The following is a 16,615-nucleotide window of genomic DNA, read 5'->3' as shown; positions in this document are numbered from 1 at the left end:
GCTCAGCCGACTCAGCCGAGCAGCATGGCTCGGCCGGGCTCGTTGAGGATGTCTGCGACGTCCTTGACGAAGCGTGCCCCCTCGGCGCCGTCCACGATGCGGTGGTCGAACGACAGGCTCAACGTCATCACCTGGCGCAGTGCGATCTCCCCGCGGTATTCCCACGGCATCCGGCGCACGGCGCCCACCGCGAGAATGCCCGACTGCCCGGGCGGTAGGATCGGCGTCCCTGCATCGATACCGAACACGCCGATGTTCGTGATCGAGAACGTGCCTCCAGCAAGATCCGCCGCCGATGTCTTACCCGAACGTGCGGTTGCCGTCAGTGCACCGAGAGCATCCGCCAGCTGCGGTACCGTCATCCGGTCTGCACCACGGATGTTCGGCACGATCAGACCGCGCTCGGTCGCCGCCGCGATGCCTAGATCGACGTAGTGCGGCTGGACGATCTCCCCGGCCTCTTCATCCCATCGGGAGTTCAACCCGGGAGTCCGGCTGAGAGCCAGGCACACGGCTTTCGCAACGATGACGAGGGGCCCGATTCTGTGCTCGGCGAGCGACTTGTCGGCGCGCAGGTTCGCAATGAGATCCATCGTGGCCGTCACATCGACGGTGTGGAAGGTCGTCACATGCGGTGCGGTGAAAGCACTGTGCACCATGGCCGCAGCCGTGTGCTTGCGCACACCTCGGATCGGAATCCGCGTCTCGCGCTCGGCGGATTCACCGAATACGGACGACTGCGGCGTCGAGACGGCAGGAGCCTCCGCGCTCACGCCTACACGCTCCGCATAGGCATCGATGTCCTCACGGGTGACGACGCGATCGCCCACCTCTGCGGCAACCAGGACGAGATCGACGCCCAGCCGCTTCGCGTAGGCGCGCACGGGAGGCGTGGAACGGGGACGCTCACCGACTCGAACGGATGTCGGGGTCTCGGGCAGCACGTCATGCGGGGCTGCCTCCAGAACCGCTGTATCCGCAACCGCGGGTCCGCGGGCAGCACGCCGCGCGCGGCGCATCGGACGGGACTTGCTCGAGGGAGCCGCCCCATAGCCGACGAGGTTCGGCGGGGTCTTCTCTTCGGAGTCCGCGGCCGCCGCCGTAGATGTGGCGTCCGGCGCCTTCGCGGCAGCATCCGACTCACCGCCAGCCACGTCGAAGGCGATCAGCGGCGCGCCGACGTCGACGGTGTCGCCCGCCTCGGCGTGCAGCGTCTTCACGGTGCCGTCGTATGGCGACGGCAGTTCGACCACCGCCTTGGCGGTCTCGACCTCCGCAAGCGTCTGGTTGAGTGTGACCGTGTCTCCGGGAGCAACGAGCCACTGGACGATCTCGGCATCGGCGAGTCCTTCGCCGAGGTCGGGGAGATGGAATTCCTCGATCATGACTCGGCTCCCGTCAGGCTGTTCGGCCGGTCGAGTACACGGTCGACGGCATCGAGGATCCGGTCGAGATCCGGCAGGTGGAATTTCTCGAGCTTCGCGGGCGGATAGGGCAGGTCGTGGCCGGTCACCCGCAGCGGCGGAGCCTCCAGATACTCGAAGCACATCTCCGTGATGCTGGCGATGACCTCGGCGGCGACGCCAGCCTCACGAGATGCCTCGTGGGCGACGACGACGCGCCCGGTGCGGCGTACGGATGCCGCGACGGAGTCGTAGTCGACCGGTGAGAGCGAGCGGAGGTCGATGACTTCCAGCGACAGTCCATCGTCTTCTGCGGCCGCTGCGGCGTCCAGCGCCGTCGAGACCATCGCTCCGTAGGTGATGATCGTGGCGTCGGATCCTTCGCGCACGACGTGCGCGAGTCCCATCGGTGGAGCATCCGCCAGCGAGGCGTCGAGGTCGACCTCGCCCTTGTGGTGATACAGCCGCTTCGGCTCGAAGAAGATGACCGGATCGTCCGAAGCGATCGCCTGCTGCAGACAGCGGTACGCGTCCTGCGGGTTGGATACGGCGATCACGCGAAGACCCGCGGTGTGCACGAAGTACGCCTCGGGAGATTCGGAATGGTGCTCGGCTGCACCGATCCCGCCGGCCCACGGAATACGGATCGTGATCGGCATCTTCACGCGGCCCTGCGTGCGATAGTGCAGCTTCGCGACCTGCGCGACGATCTGGTCGAAGGCCGGGTATACGAAGCCGTCGAACTGGATCTCGACCACAGGGCGGTACCCGCGATAGGCGAGCCCCACGGCGGTGCCGACGATGCCGGACTCTGCCAGTGGCGTATCGGTGACGCGCGCTGCGCCGAATTCGTCGAGCAGACCATCGGTGATACGGAAGACCCCGCCGAGCTTGCCGATGTCCTCGCCCATGATGATGACCTTGTCGTCATCCTGCATTGCTTTGTGCAGGCCGGCGTTGAGCGCCTTGCCCAGGGTGAGCTGCGTCATCTCAGGCCTCCTCGAACGTCGAGAGGTACGCGGCGTACTCATCGCGCTGACGGGCGATGCCGGAGTGCGGCTCGGCGTAGACGCCGTCGAACACGGCCAGCGGCTCGCGCGTGACCATACCGAGGCATTCGGCGCGCATCTCACGCGCCATCTTGTCCGCGTCGGCGTGCACTGCGGCGATCTGCTCGTCATCGATCTCGCCGAGGCCGCGCAGGTACGCCTCGATGCGGTCGATCGGGTCACGACGCTTCCATGACTCGAGCTCCGCGGGGTCACGATAGCGGGTCGGATCGTCCGAGGTCGTGTGCGGGCCCATGCGGTAGGTGACCGCCTCGATGAAGGCCGGCCCCTTGCCGGCTCTGGCGTGCGCCAGCGCCCAGCGCATCGCCGCCATGCAGGCGAGGACATCGTTGCCGTCCACACGCATGCTCGGGATGCCGAATCCGGGGGCGCGGCCGGCGATCGGATACTGCGACTGCAGCGCGACGGGCTCGGAAATCGCCCAGTGGTTGTTCTGGCATACGAACACGACCGGCGCCTGGTAGGAGGCTGCGAAAACCATCGCCTCATTGACATCGCCCTGGCTGGTGGCGCCGTCGCCGAAATACGTGACGGCGACTTCGGGGGCCTTCTCGTGCTTGATGCCCATCGCATAGCCGACGGCGTGCAGCGTCTGCGCGCCGATGATGATCTGCAGTGGAGCGACGCGCATCTGCATGGGATCGAAGGGCGCTCCTTCTTCTCCCCGCCAGACGCGAACGAAGTCGCCCGGCTTGGCGCTGCGGGAGTAGATGACACCGGTCTCGCGGTAGCTGGGGAAGATGAAATCGATCGGGTCGATCGCACGCGCGGTGCCGATCTGCGCGGCCTCCTGGCCGTTGCACGGAGCCCACAGGCCCAGCTGGCCCTGGCGCTGCAGCGCGATGCCCTCGGAGTCGATCCGACGGAGGATGACCATGTCACGATGCAGAGCGCGCAGTTGCGCGGCATCGACGTCAGCGACGAAGGCATCGAGTTCCGGGTTGCTCAGGCGAGTCCCGTCCGGAGCGAGAAGTCGCTCGACGAGTTCGAGATCCTGGGGCGTGTCCGTGATCGGGCTAGATTGCGGTGACATCTTCGTCCTCCTGTCGTGTGTGTCCCTCGTGAGGACCTGCACGTGTTCCACCGACGACATCATCGGTCACTCTGAGCGTACGTCTACTGATCAGCACGCTCAAGCATCTCTACTAGCCTTGAGCATGTTGCCCAATATGACCTCTGCTCACCTGCTAGGGTTTGGCACTATGTCAGCACTTGATCGAGTAGATCTCGAACTGCTCACCGCTCTCTCCGAGGACCCGCGCATGACCGTGGTCGCCCTCGCCGAGCGTCTCGGGCTCTCCCGCAATACGATCCAGGCGCGGATGGCGAGATTGGAGCAGACGGGCGTGTTCCTCTCGTACGAGCGCTCGTTCTCCGCCGAGGTGCTGGGTTTTCCGCTGCAGGCGTTCATCAATGTCGGTCTGCGCCAGACAGAGCTCCCTCGGATCACCGCCGAGCTCGCCCGTATTCCAGAGGTTCTTCAGGTGCACGGACTGAGCGGATCGATCGATCTGCTGGCCCGTGTCGCCTGCCGCGATGCGCGGCACCTGTTCGACACGGATGCCAGGATCCTCTCCATCGAGGGTGTGGAGCGCACCGAGACGTCACTCGCGATGGGCGAGGTCATTCCCTATCGCGTGGCGGGTCTCATCGGTCTCGCGCGACGGGAACCCTGAGGAATCGGCGAATAGCGCCAGCTGCTTCTGCGGGCGTCTCGTAGTGGATGAGGTGGCCGACATCGGCGATCTCGAAAAGATCCGCATCAGGGAAGAGCGTGGCGAGGTGGCGTTCGGCCTCGATCGGTGTGATGTCATCCTGCTGGGCGGCGATCAGCAACGTCGGCACCCCGATGTCCGGGGCGAAAGCACGCACATCGTTGGAGACGCTGGCGATGAACGCATCGCGCAGTACATCCCGGTCCGCGAAGTCTGAGAAGTACGTGTCGTGCTGGTCGTGGATGAATCGGCGAAGCTCGGGGTCCCCCGTCTTCGCCATCGTGATGCTCATGCCCCGCACGATGAGGCGGTTGCGCAGCAACTCGGTGCCGATGCCAGCCGGCAGCTTCGCACCGAGGGCGTAGTAGAGGACGGCGAGCTTCGTGAGAATGCCCTTCGGCCCTTCGAGCGCCGGTGCTCCGATCGGGTTGATGAGGATGAGGCGTGGTGTGTCGAGGCCCCCGGCTACGGCCGCCGAGGCCACGATCGACCCGAAGGAATGACCGAGGATGACAGCGCCCGGTGCGACCGCGGCCGCGAAGTCGCGCAGCCACTGCGCGTACTCTTCGAGGTCATGCGCACGATTCGGCAGCGGCGCCGTCTCGCCGAACCCGGGAAGATCGGGGGCGATGATCCGGAGTTCGGGAAGGTAGGCGAACACCGGTTCCAAGCCATGATGCTCACCGCGGAAGCCGTGCACCGCGATCACGGTGACCGGGTCGGATGCCTCGACATCATCCGTTCCTGCTGCTTGTCCGTACACCCAGTAAGCCGTGTTCCCACCGCGGACTTCGACCTCATGGCGTTCGGCGGGGACGCGGCTGAGCCGGTCGGCATAGGGCGAAGGCACGGGCATGGAATCAGTCTACGGGCGAGCCTGCACTGCGATGTCCGAGGCCATCCCTACCGTGGGGTCATGGCACTCGATCTGGAACTTCCGACCTGGCTCGGTCGCATCGGCGTCTTCGACCTCGAAACGACCGGCGTCGACGTCACCACCGACCGCATCGTCACCGCATACGTCGGTGTGCTCGATGCACAGGGTCGCGAGGTGTCCGCACGCTCGTGGATCGCCGACCCTGGGATCCCCATTCCCGATGGAGCCGCCGCAGTGCACGGCATCACGACCGAGCAGGCACGTCGCGATGGTCGAGGGGCGCGCGAGGTCGTCGCCGAGATCACCGATTCCCTGCGGGCGCTGTTCACCCAGGGGCTCCCGGTCGTCGCGTACAACGCGTCCTACGACTTCTCCCTGCTCACCCACGAGTGCCTACGACACGGCATCCCGCCGCTGCACGCACCAGGACCGGTTATCGACCCGCTCGTGATCGACAAGGCGATGGATCGGTACCGAAAGGGCAAACGCACTCTCGAGGTCGTCGCGCAGCACTACGGAGTGTCTCTCGATGGCGCCCACGAGGCCTCGGCGGATGCGATCGCCGCCGGGCGCGTGGCACAGGCCATCGCGCGCAGCTTCCCGCTTGCGGGGTCCGCTCATGAGCTGCACACGCAGCAGATCGGCTGGGCACGCACGCAGGCTGAGAGCTTGACCGAATACTTCATCCGCATCGGACGCATCGAGCCGGAGGATGCTCTCGATGGGACGTGGCCGGTGCGTGACGCCGCAGCGACTGCGAACTGATGCGCGCGAGCGTCTAACGCGCACGAGACGCTCATACCCACGAAAGAAGGCTCCGCCGAAGCGGAGCCTTCTTTCGTGGCGCAGAGCTTACTTGCTGCTGCCGAAGCCCTTGAAGCGCTGGTTGAACTTCTCGACGCGGCCGGCCGAGTCCATGATGCGCTGCTTGCCCGTGTAGAACGGGTGCGAAGCCGACGAGATCTCGACGTCGATGACCGGGTACTCCACACCATCAAGCTCAATCGTCTTGTCGCTGGTGACCGTGGAGCGGGTCAGGAAGGTCTCGCCCGAACCGAGGTCGCGGAACACGATGTTCTTGTAGGTGGGGTGAATGTCAGTCTTCATGCGGAATCCTTGGATTGCGGGGTGCGTACAGAATGAAAGTCAAAGGGTGCAGGAGCACCAAGGATCAATATTAGCAGATCCTGCGGTCACGACGCGGCGCGCGCCGAGTATCGACCGTCCTCGGATGAGACCACGATGGGCATGCCGAAGGCCTCGGTGAGAGCATCCGCCGTCAGTGTCTCGCTGATCGGCCCCGCCGCGACGATGCCCCCCTCGCGCAGCAGCAGCACGTGGGTGAAGCCGACGGGGATCTCCTCGACGTGATGGGTGACCACCACCATCGCGGGTGTGGTCGGTGATGAGGCGTAGCCGCTGAGCAGGCTCAGCAGTTCCTCACGCGATCCCAGATCGAGTGATGCGGTGGGCTCATCGAGCAGCAGCAGTTCGGGGTCGGTCATCACCGCGCGGGCGATCTGGACTCGCTTCTGCTCACCGTCGCTGAGGGTGCCGAACGTGCGGTCGGCGAGGTGATCGAGCTTCCACTCCCCCAGCACACGCAGCGCTCGTCGCTCGTCGATGTTCTCGTACTGCTCGTTCCAACGGCCGGTGACCGAGTACGCGGCGGTGAGCACGACGTTCAGGACGGTTTCCTCGCGCGGGATCCGCTTGGCCATGGCCGATGACGAGAAGCCGATCCGCGGTCGGATCTCGAAAACATCCGTTCGGCCGAGGGTCTCGCCCAGGACGGTGACCGTCCCCGAAGTGGGGTGCATGAGCGTGTCGGCCAGCTGGAGCAGGGTGGTCTTGCCCGCGCCGTTGGGCCCGAGCACCACCCATCGCTGATCATCTGCGACCTGCCAGGTCACATGATCGACGATGTTGCGCCCGTCACGGCGCACGACGACATCGGTGAAATCAAGAGCGCTCGGCATACTTCCAGCCTATCGGCTCAGTTCATGAGCTCCGCGTAGAGCGCGCGCGTGGTGTCGGCAATCGCCGCCCAGCTGAATTCTCGGGTCGCGCGTTCTCGCCCGGCCTCGCCGTAGCGCGCGGCGAGCTCACGGTCGGACACGACCTCGGTGAGGACTCGGGCGAGGTCCGCGGCGAAACGATCCGGGTCGATCGGGGTTCCGGTGCCGTCCTGCACTTGTTCGATCGGCACGAGTCGTCCGGTGGTCCCATCCGCCACCACTTCCGGAATACCGCCCGTGGCCGTACCGACAACGGCTGCACCGCATGCCATCGCCTCGAGGTTCACGATTCCGAGCGGCTCGTACACGGAGGGACATACGAACGCGGTGGCTGCGGTGAGGATTGCGCTGAGCTGGTCGCGCGGCAGCATCCGCTCGATCCAGATGACGCCGTCACGCACCTGCTGCAGGTGGCGGACGCCTTCCTGAACCTCTGCCATGATCTCGGGCGTGTCGGGAGCGCCCGCGCAGAGGACGAGCTGAACGTCCGCGGGCAGCAGCTCCGCCGCACGCAACAGATAGGGCAGCCCTTTCTGGCGAGTGATCCGCCCGACGAACACGACCGACGGTCGCGTCCGGTCCATGCCGATCTCGGCAAGGAATTCCTCGTTCGTCACCGGATGCCAGCGCTGCACATCGATGCCGTTGTGGATGACACGAACCCGATCGGGATCAACCTGCGGATAGCTGCGCAGGATGTCGGCGCGCATGCCCGCCGAAACCGCAATGATCGCGGCGGCGTTCTCGTAAGCGAGCTTCTCGATGCCCCCCGAGACGGCGTATCCGCCACCGAGCTGCTCGGCCTTCCACGGGCGCAGCGGTTCGAGGCTGTGCGCGGTGAGCACATGAGGGATGCCGTGCAGCTGCGAGGCGATGTGGCCGGCGAAGTTCGCGTACCAGGTATGGCTGTGCACGAGGTCGGCACCGGCGATGTCGTCGACCATGACGAGGTCGGTGCCCAGGGCCTGGAGAACGGCGTTCGCACCACTCAATTCGGCCGGCGGGAGGTAGGAGCTCGTGCCCGCCTCCGCGCGCTGCGCACCGAAGGCACGCACCTGCACGTCGATCGATTTTCGCAGCGCCGCGACCAGTTCATCGACGTGCACGCCCGCACCACCGTAGATCTCCGGCGGATACTCTTTGCTGATCATGTCGACGCGCATGCTTGAACGCTAGTACAGCGACACGTTCGGGTTCTATTGTGGAGCCATGGCAGCCCCCAAGAAGGTTTTCGGCATCATCCTCGCCGGCGGCGAAGGCAAGCGCCTCATGCCCCTCACAGCAGACCGGGCAAAGCCCGCTGTGCCTTTCGGTGGACAATATCGATTGATCGATTTCGCCGTCTCGAATCTGATCAACTCCGGACTCCGGCAGATCGTCGTGCTCACGCAGTACAAGTCGCACAGCCTTGATCGGCACATCACGCAGACCTGGCGGATGTCCTCGTTACTCGACTCCTACATCACTTCGGTGCCCGCCCAGCAGCGGCTCGGCAAGCGTTGGTTCTCCGGTTCCGCCGACGCCATCCTGCAGAGCCTCAATCTCATCAACGACGAGAAGCCGGACATCGTGATCGTGATCGGCGCCGATCACGTCTATCGCATGGATTTCCAGCAGATGCTGGATGCGCACATCGAGTCGGGTGCCGCGGCGACCGTCGCCGGCATCCGCCAGCCGCTCGCACTCGCGAATCAGTTCGGCGTGATCGACGCGGATCCGGACGGATCGGGGCGGATCCGCGCGTTCCTCGAGAAGCCGACGGATGCCGAGGGGCTGGCCGACTCGCCGCACGAGGTTCTCGCCTCCATGGGCAACTACATCTTCAACACGGATGCGCTCATCGCAGCCGTCGAAGCAGATGGCGAGATCGCATCCTCCAGCCACGACATGGGTGGCGACATCATCCCGTATTTCGTGGACCGCGGCGAAGCCGGGTACTACGACATGAAGAACAATGACGTGCCGGGATCATCGCCACGCGACCGCGCGTATTGGCGGGACGTCGGCACGATCGACTCGTTCTTCGATGCGAATATGGATCTCATCGCCACGCTGCCGGTGTTCAATCTGTACAACACGCTGTGGCCGATCCGCACGCAGAGCGTGAATGCTCCGCCCGCCAAGTTCGTCCGCGACGCCGTCGGCCGCATCGGCAATGCAATCGACTCGATCGTCTCGCCCGGGTCTGTGCTTTCGGGCACGCACCTGGAGCGCAGCGTGATCGGACCGGGAACTCTCGCCGCCGGCGGTTCGACGATCACGGATTCGGTCCTGTTCGACGGGGTCGTGGTCGGTCAGGGTGCGCGCGTGCACCGCGCGGTACTCGATAAGAACGTGGTGATGCTCGATGGCGCCACGGTCGGCGTCGACCGTCAGCAGGATCTGGACCGCGGGTACACGGTTACGGAGTCCGGCATCACCGTCGTCGGCAAGGGTGAGCTCATAGAGCCGTGATCTGCCCGACACGCGTGCAGGCGCTACGCTCGATCGCGTGACCTCTGCGCGCTTCCTCGTTGTTCTCGATGCCGATTCCACACTGATCCGCAACGAGGTGATCGAACTCCTCGCCGACGAGGCAGGCCGCGGCGCAGAGGTTCAGGCCGCAACAGAAGCAGCCATGCGCGGAGAGGTCGACTTCGCAACGAGTCTTCGCTCACGGGTGAAGGCACTCGAAGGCATATCGACGACCGCGTTCGCACGTGTCCTTGCGCGCGTCGAGCCGACGCCCGGTGTCCGTGAGCTCACGGCTGCCGTTCACGAGCGCGGCGGAATCGTCGGTGTCGTCTCCGGTGGTTTTCACGAAATCCTCGATCACATCGCTCCCGCTCTCGGCGTCGACCGGTGGCGTGCGAATCGGCTCGCAGTCCAGCACGAGACACTCGCCGGTACCGTCGACGGCGAGATCGTGGATGCTGCGGCCAAGGCTGCTTCGCTTCAGGTGTGGGCCCGCGAGCTCGCCATCCCGCAGCACGCCACGATCGCCATCGGCGACGGAGCGAACGACCTCGAGATGATGGCTGTCGCCGGCCTCGGGCTCGCCTTCAACGCCAAGCCGGCAGTGCGTGCGGCCGCAAGCCTTGTCATCGGACCTCAGGATCTGAGCGAGATCATCCCGCTGCTGCCCTAGTGCTATGTCGGCCCCCGGCGTAGCGTCGGGGCATGGACATCGTTCTCGTACCAGGTCTCTGGCTCGATTCATCCTCATGGGATCCGATCGCCGCCGATCTTCGCGCAGCAGGGCACCGTGTGCACGCCCTGACGATGCCCGGAACCGACGAGCCAGCGTCGTTGTCGGCCGACATCGGCATCGCGGACTGGGTTGAAGCAGTCATCGAGCGGATCGACGGGATCAGCGGTCCCGTGGTGCTCGTAGGCCACAGCGGTGGCGGGAACGTCGTGTGGGGCGCGGCGGATGCACGTGCAAGTCAGGTCGCACGAGTGGTTTTCGTCGACACGATCCCTCCGGCTCCTGGCCGGGGTATCTCGGAGTTCCCGATCGTCGATGGAGTGATCCCGTTCCCCGGGTGGGAGTTCTTCCCCGCCGAAGACGTTTCGGACCTGGATGGGCCCACACGGGCGCGCACCGAGCCGCTCACTCGGAGTGTCCCCGCGAAGGTGCCGACCGATCCGATCATCCTCGATGGCGAGCGTCACCGCGTACCGGTCACGCTGCTGATGGGATCGATTGATCAGGTCCAGTTCGAATCCGGTATCGACAGCTGGGGTGCGTACGGCGACGAGTATCGTGCCATCGCCGACGCGGAGGTCGTTCGTATCGGCTCGGGACACTGGCCGCAGTTCAGCGTGCCGGATCGGCTGGCCGAGCTGATCCTCGCCGCGGTCGAGCCCCGGGTCGCGAGACCCTAGGTCGCGAGTTCCTGGGCCGCGATTTCCTGGGCCGCGATTTCCTGAGCCGCTGCCTCAGTGGCCCATGCCCAAACCGCCATCGACGGGGATGACGGCGCCGGAGATGTACGCGGCGTCATCGCTGGCGAGCCAGGTGACGACACCCGCAACCTCATCCGGTGTGGCGAAACGTGCGGCGGGAATGCTCGCCTTGTACTGCTTCTGGGTCTCTTCGGGGAGCTCCGCGGTCATGTCTGTCTCGATGAAGCCCGGTGCGACGACATTCGACGTGATCCCCCGCGCTCCCAGTTCACGCGTGAGCGAACGGGCAAAGCCCACCAATGCGCTCTTGGATGCGGAGTAGTTGACCTGACCGGCCGAGCCGTACAGCCCCACGACACTGGAGATGAGGATGATGCGACCGAATCGTGCACGCAGCATCGCCTTCGATGCGCGCTTCACGACGCGGAAAGCACCACCGAGGTTCGTTGCGACGACGCTGTCAAAGTCGTCTTCGCTCATGCGCATGAGAAGCGTGTCCTTGGTGATCCCGGCGTTCGCCACGACCACCTCGATGGGCCCGAGAGTGGATTCGACCTCGGTGAAGGCCGCGTCGATGGACGCAGCATCCGTCACATCTGCACGCACGGTGAGCGTTCCTTCGGGCCCCTCACCGCTGCGGGCGGTGACGGCGACGCGGTATCCGTCGCGCACGAAACGCTCCGCGATCGCTCGGCCGATGCCGCGATTGCCACCGGTGACGAGGACGACGCGTTCTGAACTCATGATTTTCTCTCCCACGGGGCTGATCGTTCCGGACCGACGGAGCGGCCGGGAGCCATCCTATCGGGGCGGGTACTCACGCGGCGGGGCGTGGGAGCTGTGACGATCGAGCATCCGGGTCCAGCAGCGCGGCGTAGGCTGGGATGATCGTGAAGCAGTCATCCGCCGCCCCTGTGACGTCCCTCCCGCAATCCCCGCAGGATGAGGCGAACACTCGTGTGCGCCGGTACTGGATCACGATGGGCATTCGCATGGCCTGCTTCGCCCTGACAGTGCTCGTGACCCCGTACGGCTGGTACACGTGGGTGTTCGCGTTCTCCGCAGCGGTGCTGCCTTATATCGCCGTCGTCTTCGCGAATGCCGTCAGCCCGACTCGCACGCAGCCCGCAGAATCACCCGTGGAGGAGCTCACCGCCGCTCCGCACCGCGATGATGCCCCGCCAGCGACGTCCGGCGTGTTCACCGTCAACGAGCGTGCGTCCCTGCCGGAGCATCCGACCGTTGTCCCGCCTGCCGCTGATCCCCAACGTTCCGAGGACGACGACAAGTGATGCACGAGTGCTCCCGGGCCGGCTGCCGGAACGCGGCGACGCGGCAGGTTGTCTGGCGCAACCCGCGCATCCACGCCGCTGACCGCGAGAAGATCTGGCTGGCGTGCGATGAGCACGTCGCGTTTCTGCATGATTATCTGGCCGCGCGGGATTTTCCGGTCAGCGTGCGTGAGGGGCTGCCGGAATGAACAACAGATTCGTCCGGTGGGGCGTCTACGTCTTGATCGCGATCGCGTTCGCGATCGCGTGCGTGTTCCTCTCGAACTGGCAGTTCGATCGCAACGAAACGCGTGCTGCTGATATCGCTCTGGTCGAGCAGAACTATGACGCAGCCCCTGTCCCGCTCGGCGACCTGATCGCCTCCGATGGCGCATTGGATGCTGGTGACACCTGGCATCCCGTGATTCTGACCGGCGAGTACCTCAGCGATGAGCAGGTGCTCGTGCGCAACCGGCCGCATGGCGGCACGAGTGCTTTCGAGGTGCTCGTCCCGTTCCGCGATGCGGATGGACGCATCTTCATCGTCGATCGTGGCTGGGTGGCGCCCGGCGAAGGGGCCCTGCCGGATGCTGTCGCAGCCCCACCCGCCGGCGAAGTCACTGTGGTCGTTCGATTGCGGCCGGGAGAGCAGCTGCCTTCCTCCGGGCGCAGCGCGCCCGAGGGGCAGGTGCCCACGATCCACCTGCCGACGATTGCTTCATCGATCGGTGACGATGTCATCGTGAGCGCCTACGGGCAGCTGGTCGAGGAATCACCGGCGCCGGAGACTGCGCTCGGCGCGTTCGAGAGCCCGACAGAAGACCCCGGGCCGCATCTCTCATACGCGATTCAGTGGATTCTGTTCGGCGTGATGGGCTTCATCTTCATCTTCTACATGATCCGCACCGAGATCCAGAAGCGCCGCGAGGAGCTCGAGGGACGACCGGCCCCGGAGAAGAAGGGGCGCCGACGCGACCGGGATGCCGACGCGGAGGACGAGCTGCTGGACGACGCGAACGTCTCCGTCTGATCAGTCTGAGAGCAGGTCGGGGCGACGTGCCCTGGTGCGCTCGATCTGCTGTTCGCGGCGCCACGTCGCGATCGCGCCGTGGTTGCCGCTGAGCAGGACATCGGGCACTGCGCGGTCACGCCAGACCGATGGCTTGGTGTAGGAGCCGTACTCGAGCAGCCCGTCTTCATGCGATTCTTCGACGAGGCTCGCAGGATTTCCCACGACTCCGGGGATCAGACGTCCGACCGCTTCGATCATCGCCATCGCCGCGACCTCACCGCCGTTGAGAACATAGTCGCCCAGGCTCACCAGGCGTACCTCGCCGAGTGTCGCGGCGTACTCGAACACGCGCTCGTCGATGCCTTCGTACCGGCCGCAGCCGATGATGAGGTGCTCACGCTGTGCGAATTCGCGCGCCGTGCTCTGCCGGAAGACCTCGCCGGCAGGCGAGGGGAAGATGATGGTCGGCGCTCCAGCCGCCTCGGAGGGCGACGAGGACGCGAGCTCATCGAGCGCGAGCCCCCAGGGCTCGGGCTTCATGACCATGCCTGCACCCCCGCCGTACGGCGTGTCATCCACAGTGCGGTGACGATCTCCGGTCCAGTCGCGCAGGTCATGGATGCGCAGGTCGACGATGCCTGTCGCACGCGCCTTGCCCAGCAGAGACAGGGAGAGTCCGTCGAAATACGACGGGAAGATCGAGACGACGTCTATCTTCATATGCTGATCGTAGTGATCGATCACTCAGCGGTGTCGCCGGAAGCATCCGCCTCGGGCTGCGCAACCTCTTCGAAGAGTCCGGCGGGAGGCGTGACGATCACGCGACCTGCCGCGGGCTCGACGGCGGGGACGAATGCCTCGACGAATGGAACCATGACTTCGTCGCCCGTGCTGGCGGCCTTCACGATCAGCAGATCCTGGGCGGGAAGGTGCTCGACTCGGACGAGTGTGCCGATGACCTGTCCGTCACGGACGACATCGAGTCCAACGAGTTGGTGGTCGTACCAGGCGTTGTCCTCCGGCTCGTCAGCATCCTGATCGATCCACAGGATGGCGCGAGCCAGTCCCTCGGCCGCTTCCCGATCATCGACGCCTTCGAAGAAGACGACGGAGTTGCCGTTCATCACCCGGTACTCGCGTACGGTGATGGACTTGCCGTGCCACGGAGATGCCTCAGGCACCTGCAACGTGAATTCAGCACCCGGAACGAATCGACGATCGGGGTTGTCGGTGTACAGCTCCAGCTTGAGCGCGCCCTTGAGGCCATGGGCCTTGACGAGGCGCCCTACGCGCAGCTGGTTCTTGCCCTGATTGCGGTCGCTCACGACCACGTCAGTCGTCCGCGACGTCAACACGGACGCGCTGCCCATCCGCGAGTGCGGAGATGAGCGTGCGCAATGCCTTTGCGGTGCGGCCGCCGCGCCCGATCACGCGTCCACGGTCGTCGGGGTGCACGCGCACCTCGAGCAGATCGCCTCGCGGCGAGGTGGAAGCGTTGATGCGGACATCCTCCGGGTGATCGACGATCCCCTTGACGATGTGTTCGAGCGCGGCGGCGAGCACGGCGATTACTCTGCGTCGACGGCGGGAGCCTCAGCGGCCTCCGCGTCAGCGGCGGGTGCTTCGACAGGCTCAGCAACCGGCTCGGCCTTCTTCTCGGCCTTGGGCTTGACGACCGACTTCTTCGATGCGTCGATCTCGAAGGGAGCCTTGGGCTCCTTGACCTGGACGGTGGACTTCGCGTCCTTGTCGCCCTTGAACTTGCCCCAGTCGCCCGTGAGCTTGAGGATGGCGGCGACCTGCTCGGTCGGCTGCGCGCCGACGGAGAGCCAGTACTGCGCGCGCTCTGAGTCGACCTCGATGAACGAGGGCTGCTCGGTCGGGTGGTACTTGCCGATCTCCTCGATCACGCGACCGTCGCGCTTGGTCTTCGAGTCGGCGACGACGATGCGGTAGTAGGGCGCGCGGATCTTGCCGAAGCGCTTGAGACGAATCTTTACAGCCACGATTCTCCTGAATGGTGTGGAATGAACGAACTGATCGCCTGGAGAGTGGGGTGCACACCCGGCGGAAGCTCAAAATGAGTGGACGCGATCTGGATAGAGGGTCGAGAACGTCGTCCGACCCTCTATTCTGCCAGATTCTGGCGCGACGCGCGAAACGACGTCACAGGCATGTCGGATGTGACGGGCGTTGCGTGTCAGACTGTGCTCGTGAAGCAGGAATTCGCAGATTCCCCGCGCTCGAGCGTCGGTCTCGAGTGGGAGATCATGCTGGCCGATCCGGACTCCGGTGATCTCGTGGGTCGTGCCCCCGAGCTGCTCGAGGCACTCGAAGAGGAGAGCGCCCCGGAACGCCATACGGTCACCGGTGAGCTGCTCACGAACACGATCGAGGTCACCAGCGGGGTCGGGGACTCCGTCGAGCATGCGATCGGTGATATCGCCGCTGCGATTGCCGCAGTTCGCGCGACCACGGATCCGGCCGGAATCGAGCTGCTCTCGGCCGGCAGTCATCCATTCGCCCAGTGGTTCGACCAGCAGGTCACGGACAAGAGCCGCTACCACCAGCTCATCGAGCGGACCCAGTGGTGGGGACGCAACATGATGATCTGGGGCATCCACGTCCATATCGGCGTCGAGAGTCGTGACAAGGTCATGCCGATCATCGGCGCACTGACCGCATTCCTCCCCCACCTCCAGGCACTCGCATCATCGAGCCCGTACTGGGCGGGAGAGCGCACCGGCTACGCCTCGAACCGCGCACTGGTCTTCCAGCAGCTCCCCACCGCAGGCCTCCCCTGGGCTCTGGATTCGTGGGGTGACTACGAACGGTATCTGGACGACATGGTCCGCACGGGCGTCATGGCAGATGCCACCGAGGTGCGCTGGGATATCCGGCCGGCCCCGCGCTGGGGAACGATCGAGGTGCGTGCCTGCGATGGGCTCTCCACCCTCACCGAGCTCTCGTCAATCGCGGCGATCACGCAGGTGCTCGTGGAGCACTTCTCCCGCCTGCTCGATGCCGGGGAGACCCTGCCGACCCTGCCGCCTTGGTACCACCGCGAGAACAAGTGGCGTGCTGCACGCTATGGCATGGATGCTCGGTTGATCGTCGATGCTGCGGGCACCCAGCAGCTGGTCCACGAGCACGTCGCGGAGATGCTCGACGAGCTGGCGCCCACAGCTTCTGACCTCGGCTGCGCCACCGAGTTCGCAGCGGCCAGGACGATCCTCGACTCGGGTGCGAGCTATCAGCGACAGCTCCGGGTCGCGGAGGCAGCCGACGGGGACCTCCGCGAAGTCGTGCAGCATCTGATCCGGGAATTCCGGTCCGGCCCCGGGGCACCCGTGATCTGAGA

Annotated in this window: 21 protein-coding genes; 9 read left to right on the top strand and 12 right to left on the bottom strand. The window is 65.4% G+C overall.

Features of this window, described 5'->3' with window-relative positions; genetic code table 11:
* Positions 1–11: 11 nt before the first annotated feature.
* From ACTIAO_RS01000 to pdhA, 3 genes are read right to left on the bottom strand one after another with little or no spacing between them, the layout of a single operon-like run.
* Complete coding sequence (locus ACTIAO_RS01000; RefSeq protein ID WP_441904474.1) at positions 12–1,385, bottom strand: dihydrolipoamide acetyltransferase family protein; 1,374 nt, start codon at positions 1,383–1,385, stop codon at positions 12–14.
* Positions 1,382–2,392: an alpha-ketoacid dehydrogenase subunit beta gene (locus ACTIAO_RS00995; protein WP_441904473.1), complete on the bottom strand. Its 1,011-nt coding sequence runs from the start codon at positions 2,390–2,392 to the stop codon at positions 1,382–1,384. Before ACTIAO_RS00995 ends, ACTIAO_RS01000 begins: the two co-directional genes overlap by 4 nt.
* Before the next feature lies 1 nt (position 2,393).
* A complete protein-coding gene (pdhA, locus tag ACTIAO_RS00990; protein ID WP_441904472.1) occupies positions 2,394–3,506 on the bottom strand; it encodes a pyruvate dehydrogenase (acetyl-transferring) E1 component subunit alpha in 1,113 nt (370 codons plus the stop codon).
* 169 nt (positions 3,507–3,675) lie between these two features.
* On the opposite strand from pdhA, the gene ACTIAO_RS00985 reads away from it, so the two are divergent.
* Positions 3,676–4,149 carry an Lrp/AsnC family transcriptional regulator gene (locus tag ACTIAO_RS00985; protein WP_441904471.1) on the top strand — a complete coding sequence of 158 codons (474 nt, stop codon included), beginning with the start codon at positions 3,676–3,678 and terminating at the stop codon, positions 4,147–4,149.
* Here ACTIAO_RS00985 and ACTIAO_RS00980 read toward each other — a convergent pair.
* A complete protein-coding gene (locus ACTIAO_RS00980; RefSeq protein ID WP_441904470.1) occupies positions 4,121–5,044 on the bottom strand; it encodes an alpha/beta fold hydrolase in 924 nt (307 codons plus the stop codon). The two genes, ACTIAO_RS00985 and ACTIAO_RS00980, sit on opposite strands and share 29 nt — an antisense overlap.
* 60 nt (positions 5,045–5,104) lie before the next feature.
* Between ACTIAO_RS00980 and ACTIAO_RS00975 the strand changes: the two genes are divergently transcribed.
* Positions 5,105–5,830, top strand: a complete 726-nt coding sequence (locus ACTIAO_RS00975) for a 3'-5' exonuclease (RefSeq protein ID WP_441904469.1) — start codon at positions 5,105–5,107, stop codon at positions 5,828–5,830.
* Between the two features lie 87 nt (positions 5,831–5,917).
* On the opposite strand, the gene ACTIAO_RS00970 is transcribed toward ACTIAO_RS00975, so the two are convergent.
* The 3 genes from ACTIAO_RS00970 to glgA form a co-directional block, all read right to left on the bottom strand.
* Positions 5,918–6,172: a type B 50S ribosomal protein L31 gene (locus tag ACTIAO_RS00970; protein ID WP_441904468.1), complete on the bottom strand. Its 255-nt coding sequence runs from the start codon at positions 6,170–6,172 to the stop codon at positions 5,918–5,920.
* Positions 6,173–6,258: 86 nt separating this feature from the next.
* Positions 6,259–7,044, bottom strand: coding sequence for an ABC transporter ATP-binding protein (locus ACTIAO_RS00965; RefSeq protein WP_441904467.1), 786 nt, complete (start codon positions 7,042–7,044; stop codon positions 6,259–6,261).
* A gap of 17 nt (positions 7,045–7,061) precedes the next feature.
* Positions 7,062–8,246, bottom strand: coding sequence for a glycogen synthase (glgA, locus tag ACTIAO_RS00960; protein ID WP_441904466.1), 1,185 nt, complete (start codon positions 8,244–8,246; stop codon positions 7,062–7,064).
* Between the two features lie 46 nt (positions 8,247–8,292).
* Between glgA and ACTIAO_RS00955 the strand changes: the two genes are divergently transcribed.
* From ACTIAO_RS00955 to ACTIAO_RS00945, 3 genes are read left to right on the top strand one after another with little or no spacing between them, the layout of a single operon-like run.
* A complete protein-coding gene (locus ACTIAO_RS00955; RefSeq protein ID WP_441904465.1) occupies positions 8,293–9,537 on the top strand; it encodes a glucose-1-phosphate adenylyltransferase in 1,245 nt (414 codons plus the stop codon).
* 37 nt (positions 9,538–9,574) lie between these two features.
* Positions 9,575–10,210, top strand: a complete 636-nt coding sequence (gene serB / locus ACTIAO_RS00950) for a phosphoserine phosphatase SerB (RefSeq protein ID WP_441904464.1) — start codon at positions 9,575–9,577, stop codon at positions 10,208–10,210.
* Between the two features lie 32 nt (positions 10,211–10,242).
* Entirely contained in the window at positions 10,243–10,950 is a 708-nt protein-coding gene (locus tag ACTIAO_RS00945) for an alpha/beta fold hydrolase (RefSeq protein ID WP_441904463.1), read from the top strand.
* 54 nt (positions 10,951–11,004) lie between these two features.
* On the opposite strand, the gene ACTIAO_RS00940 is transcribed toward ACTIAO_RS00945, so the two are convergent.
* Entirely contained in the window at positions 11,005–11,715 is a 711-nt protein-coding gene (locus tag ACTIAO_RS00940) for a beta-ketoacyl-ACP reductase (protein WP_441904462.1), read from the bottom strand.
* Between the two features lie 146 nt (positions 11,716–11,861).
* Between ACTIAO_RS00940 and ACTIAO_RS00935 the strand changes: the two genes are divergently transcribed.
* From ACTIAO_RS00935 to ACTIAO_RS00925, 3 genes are read left to right on the top strand one after another with little or no spacing between them, the layout of a single operon-like run.
* Positions 11,862–12,263, top strand: coding sequence for a DUF3099 domain-containing protein (locus tag ACTIAO_RS00935; RefSeq protein WP_441904461.1), 402 nt, complete (start codon positions 11,862–11,864; stop codon positions 12,261–12,263).
* Positions 12,263–12,451, top strand: a complete 189-nt coding sequence (locus ACTIAO_RS00930; protein WP_441904460.1) for a hypothetical protein — start codon at positions 12,263–12,265, stop codon at positions 12,449–12,451. Before ACTIAO_RS00935 ends, ACTIAO_RS00930 begins: the two co-directional genes overlap by 1 nt.
* Entirely contained in the window at positions 12,448–13,272 is an 825-nt protein-coding gene (locus ACTIAO_RS00925; protein WP_441904459.1) for an SURF1 family cytochrome oxidase biogenesis protein, read from the top strand. The genes ACTIAO_RS00930 and ACTIAO_RS00925 overlap by 4 nt, the downstream gene beginning before the upstream one ends.
* Here the strand turns inward: ACTIAO_RS00925 and trmD are convergent, their stop codons facing one another.
* Genes trmD through rpsP form a run of 4 tightly spaced genes read right to left on the bottom strand, consistent with a single transcriptional unit; the run spans position 13,273 to position 15,260 of the window.
* On the bottom strand, positions 13,273–13,974 hold the full coding sequence (gene trmD, locus ACTIAO_RS00920) for a tRNA (guanosine(37)-N1)-methyltransferase TrmD (RefSeq protein WP_441904458.1): 702 nt from the start codon (positions 13,972–13,974) through the stop codon (positions 13,273–13,275).
* Positions 13,975–13,994: 20 nt separating this feature from the next.
* A complete protein-coding gene (gene rimM, locus ACTIAO_RS00915; protein WP_441904457.1) occupies positions 13,995–14,585 on the bottom strand; it encodes a ribosome maturation factor RimM in 591 nt (196 codons plus the stop codon).
* A gap of 1 nt (position 14,586) precedes the next feature.
* Positions 14,587–14,817 carry an RNA-binding protein gene (locus ACTIAO_RS00910; RefSeq protein WP_441904456.1) on the bottom strand — a complete coding sequence of 77 codons (231 nt, stop codon included), beginning with the start codon at positions 14,815–14,817 and terminating at the stop codon, positions 14,587–14,589.
* Between the two features lie 5 nt (positions 14,818–14,822).
* Entirely contained in the window at positions 14,823–15,260 is a 438-nt protein-coding gene (gene rpsP / locus ACTIAO_RS00905; RefSeq protein WP_441904455.1) for a 30S ribosomal protein S16, read from the bottom strand.
* A 207-nt stretch (positions 15,261–15,467) separates the two neighbouring features.
* Here rpsP and ACTIAO_RS00900 point away from each other — a divergent pair, with 207 nt between their 5' ends.
* A complete protein-coding gene (locus ACTIAO_RS00900; protein WP_441904454.1) occupies positions 15,468–16,613 on the top strand; it encodes a glutamate--cysteine ligase in 1,146 nt (381 codons plus the stop codon).
* Positions 16,614–16,615: the final 2 nt, after the last annotated feature.

Origin of the sequence: Microbacterium sp. (assembly GCF_052099035.1) — a bacterium.
Lineage (GTDB): Bacteria > Actinomycetota > Actinomycetes > Actinomycetales > Microbacteriaceae > Microbacterium.
Note: the sequence above shows the minus strand (reverse complement) of the source record. Positions and strands in the feature narration are given on the sequence as shown.

What these genes read in the sequence shown, in the direction of transcription:
- glgA (WP_441904466.1), bottom strand. Translation starts at nt 8,246, where the DNA reads ATGCGCGTCGACATGATCAGCAAAGAGTATCCGCCGGAGATCTACGGT.
- ACTIAO_RS00945 (WP_441904463.1), top strand. Translation starts at nt 10,243, where the DNA reads ATGGACATCGTTCTCGTACCAGGTCTCTGGCTCGATTCATCCTCATGG.
- trmD (WP_441904458.1), bottom strand. Translation starts at nt 13,974, where the DNA reads ATGAAGATAGACGTCGTCTCGATCTTCCCGTCGTATTTCGACGGACTC.
- ACTIAO_RS00970 (WP_441904468.1), bottom strand. Translation starts at nt 6,172, where the DNA reads ATGAAGACTGACATTCACCCCACCTACAAGAACATCGTGTTCCGCGAC.
- ACTIAO_RS01000 (WP_441904474.1), bottom strand. Translation starts at nt 1,385, where the DNA reads ATGATCGAGGAATTCCATCTCCCCGACCTCGGCGAAGGACTCGCCGAT.
- ACTIAO_RS00995 (WP_441904473.1), bottom strand. Translation starts at nt 2,392, where the DNA reads ATGACGCAGCTCACCCTGGGCAAGGCGCTCAACGCCGGCCTGCACAAA.
- ACTIAO_RS00985 (WP_441904471.1), top strand. Translation starts at nt 3,676, where the DNA reads ATGTCAGCACTTGATCGAGTAGATCTCGAACTGCTCACCGCTCTCTCC.
- ACTIAO_RS00940 (WP_441904462.1), bottom strand. Translation starts at nt 11,715, where the DNA reads ATGAGTTCAGAACGCGTCGTCCTCGTCACCGGTGGCAATCGCGGCATC.
- ACTIAO_RS00965 (WP_441904467.1), bottom strand. Translation starts at nt 7,044, where the DNA reads ATGCCGAGCGCTCTTGATTTCACCGATGTCGTCGTGCGCCGTGACGGG.
- ACTIAO_RS00930 (WP_441904460.1), top strand. Translation starts at nt 12,263, where the DNA reads ATGCACGAGTGCTCCCGGGCCGGCTGCCGGAACGCGGCGACGCGGCAG.
- ACTIAO_RS00980 (WP_441904470.1), bottom strand. Translation starts at nt 5,044, where the DNA reads ATGCCCGTGCCTTCGCCCTATGCCGACCGGCTCAGCCGCGTCCCCGCC.
- ACTIAO_RS00955 (WP_441904465.1), top strand. Translation starts at nt 8,293, where the DNA reads ATGGCAGCCCCCAAGAAGGTTTTCGGCATCATCCTCGCCGGCGGCGAA.
- ACTIAO_RS00925 (WP_441904459.1), top strand. Translation starts at nt 12,448, where the DNA reads ATGAACAACAGATTCGTCCGGTGGGGCGTCTACGTCTTGATCGCGATC.
- pdhA (WP_441904472.1), bottom strand. Translation starts at nt 3,506, where the DNA reads ATGTCACCGCAATCTAGCCCGATCACGGACACGCCCCAGGATCTCGAA.
- ACTIAO_RS00975 (WP_441904469.1), top strand. Translation starts at nt 5,105, where the DNA reads ATGGCACTCGATCTGGAACTTCCGACCTGGCTCGGTCGCATCGGCGTC.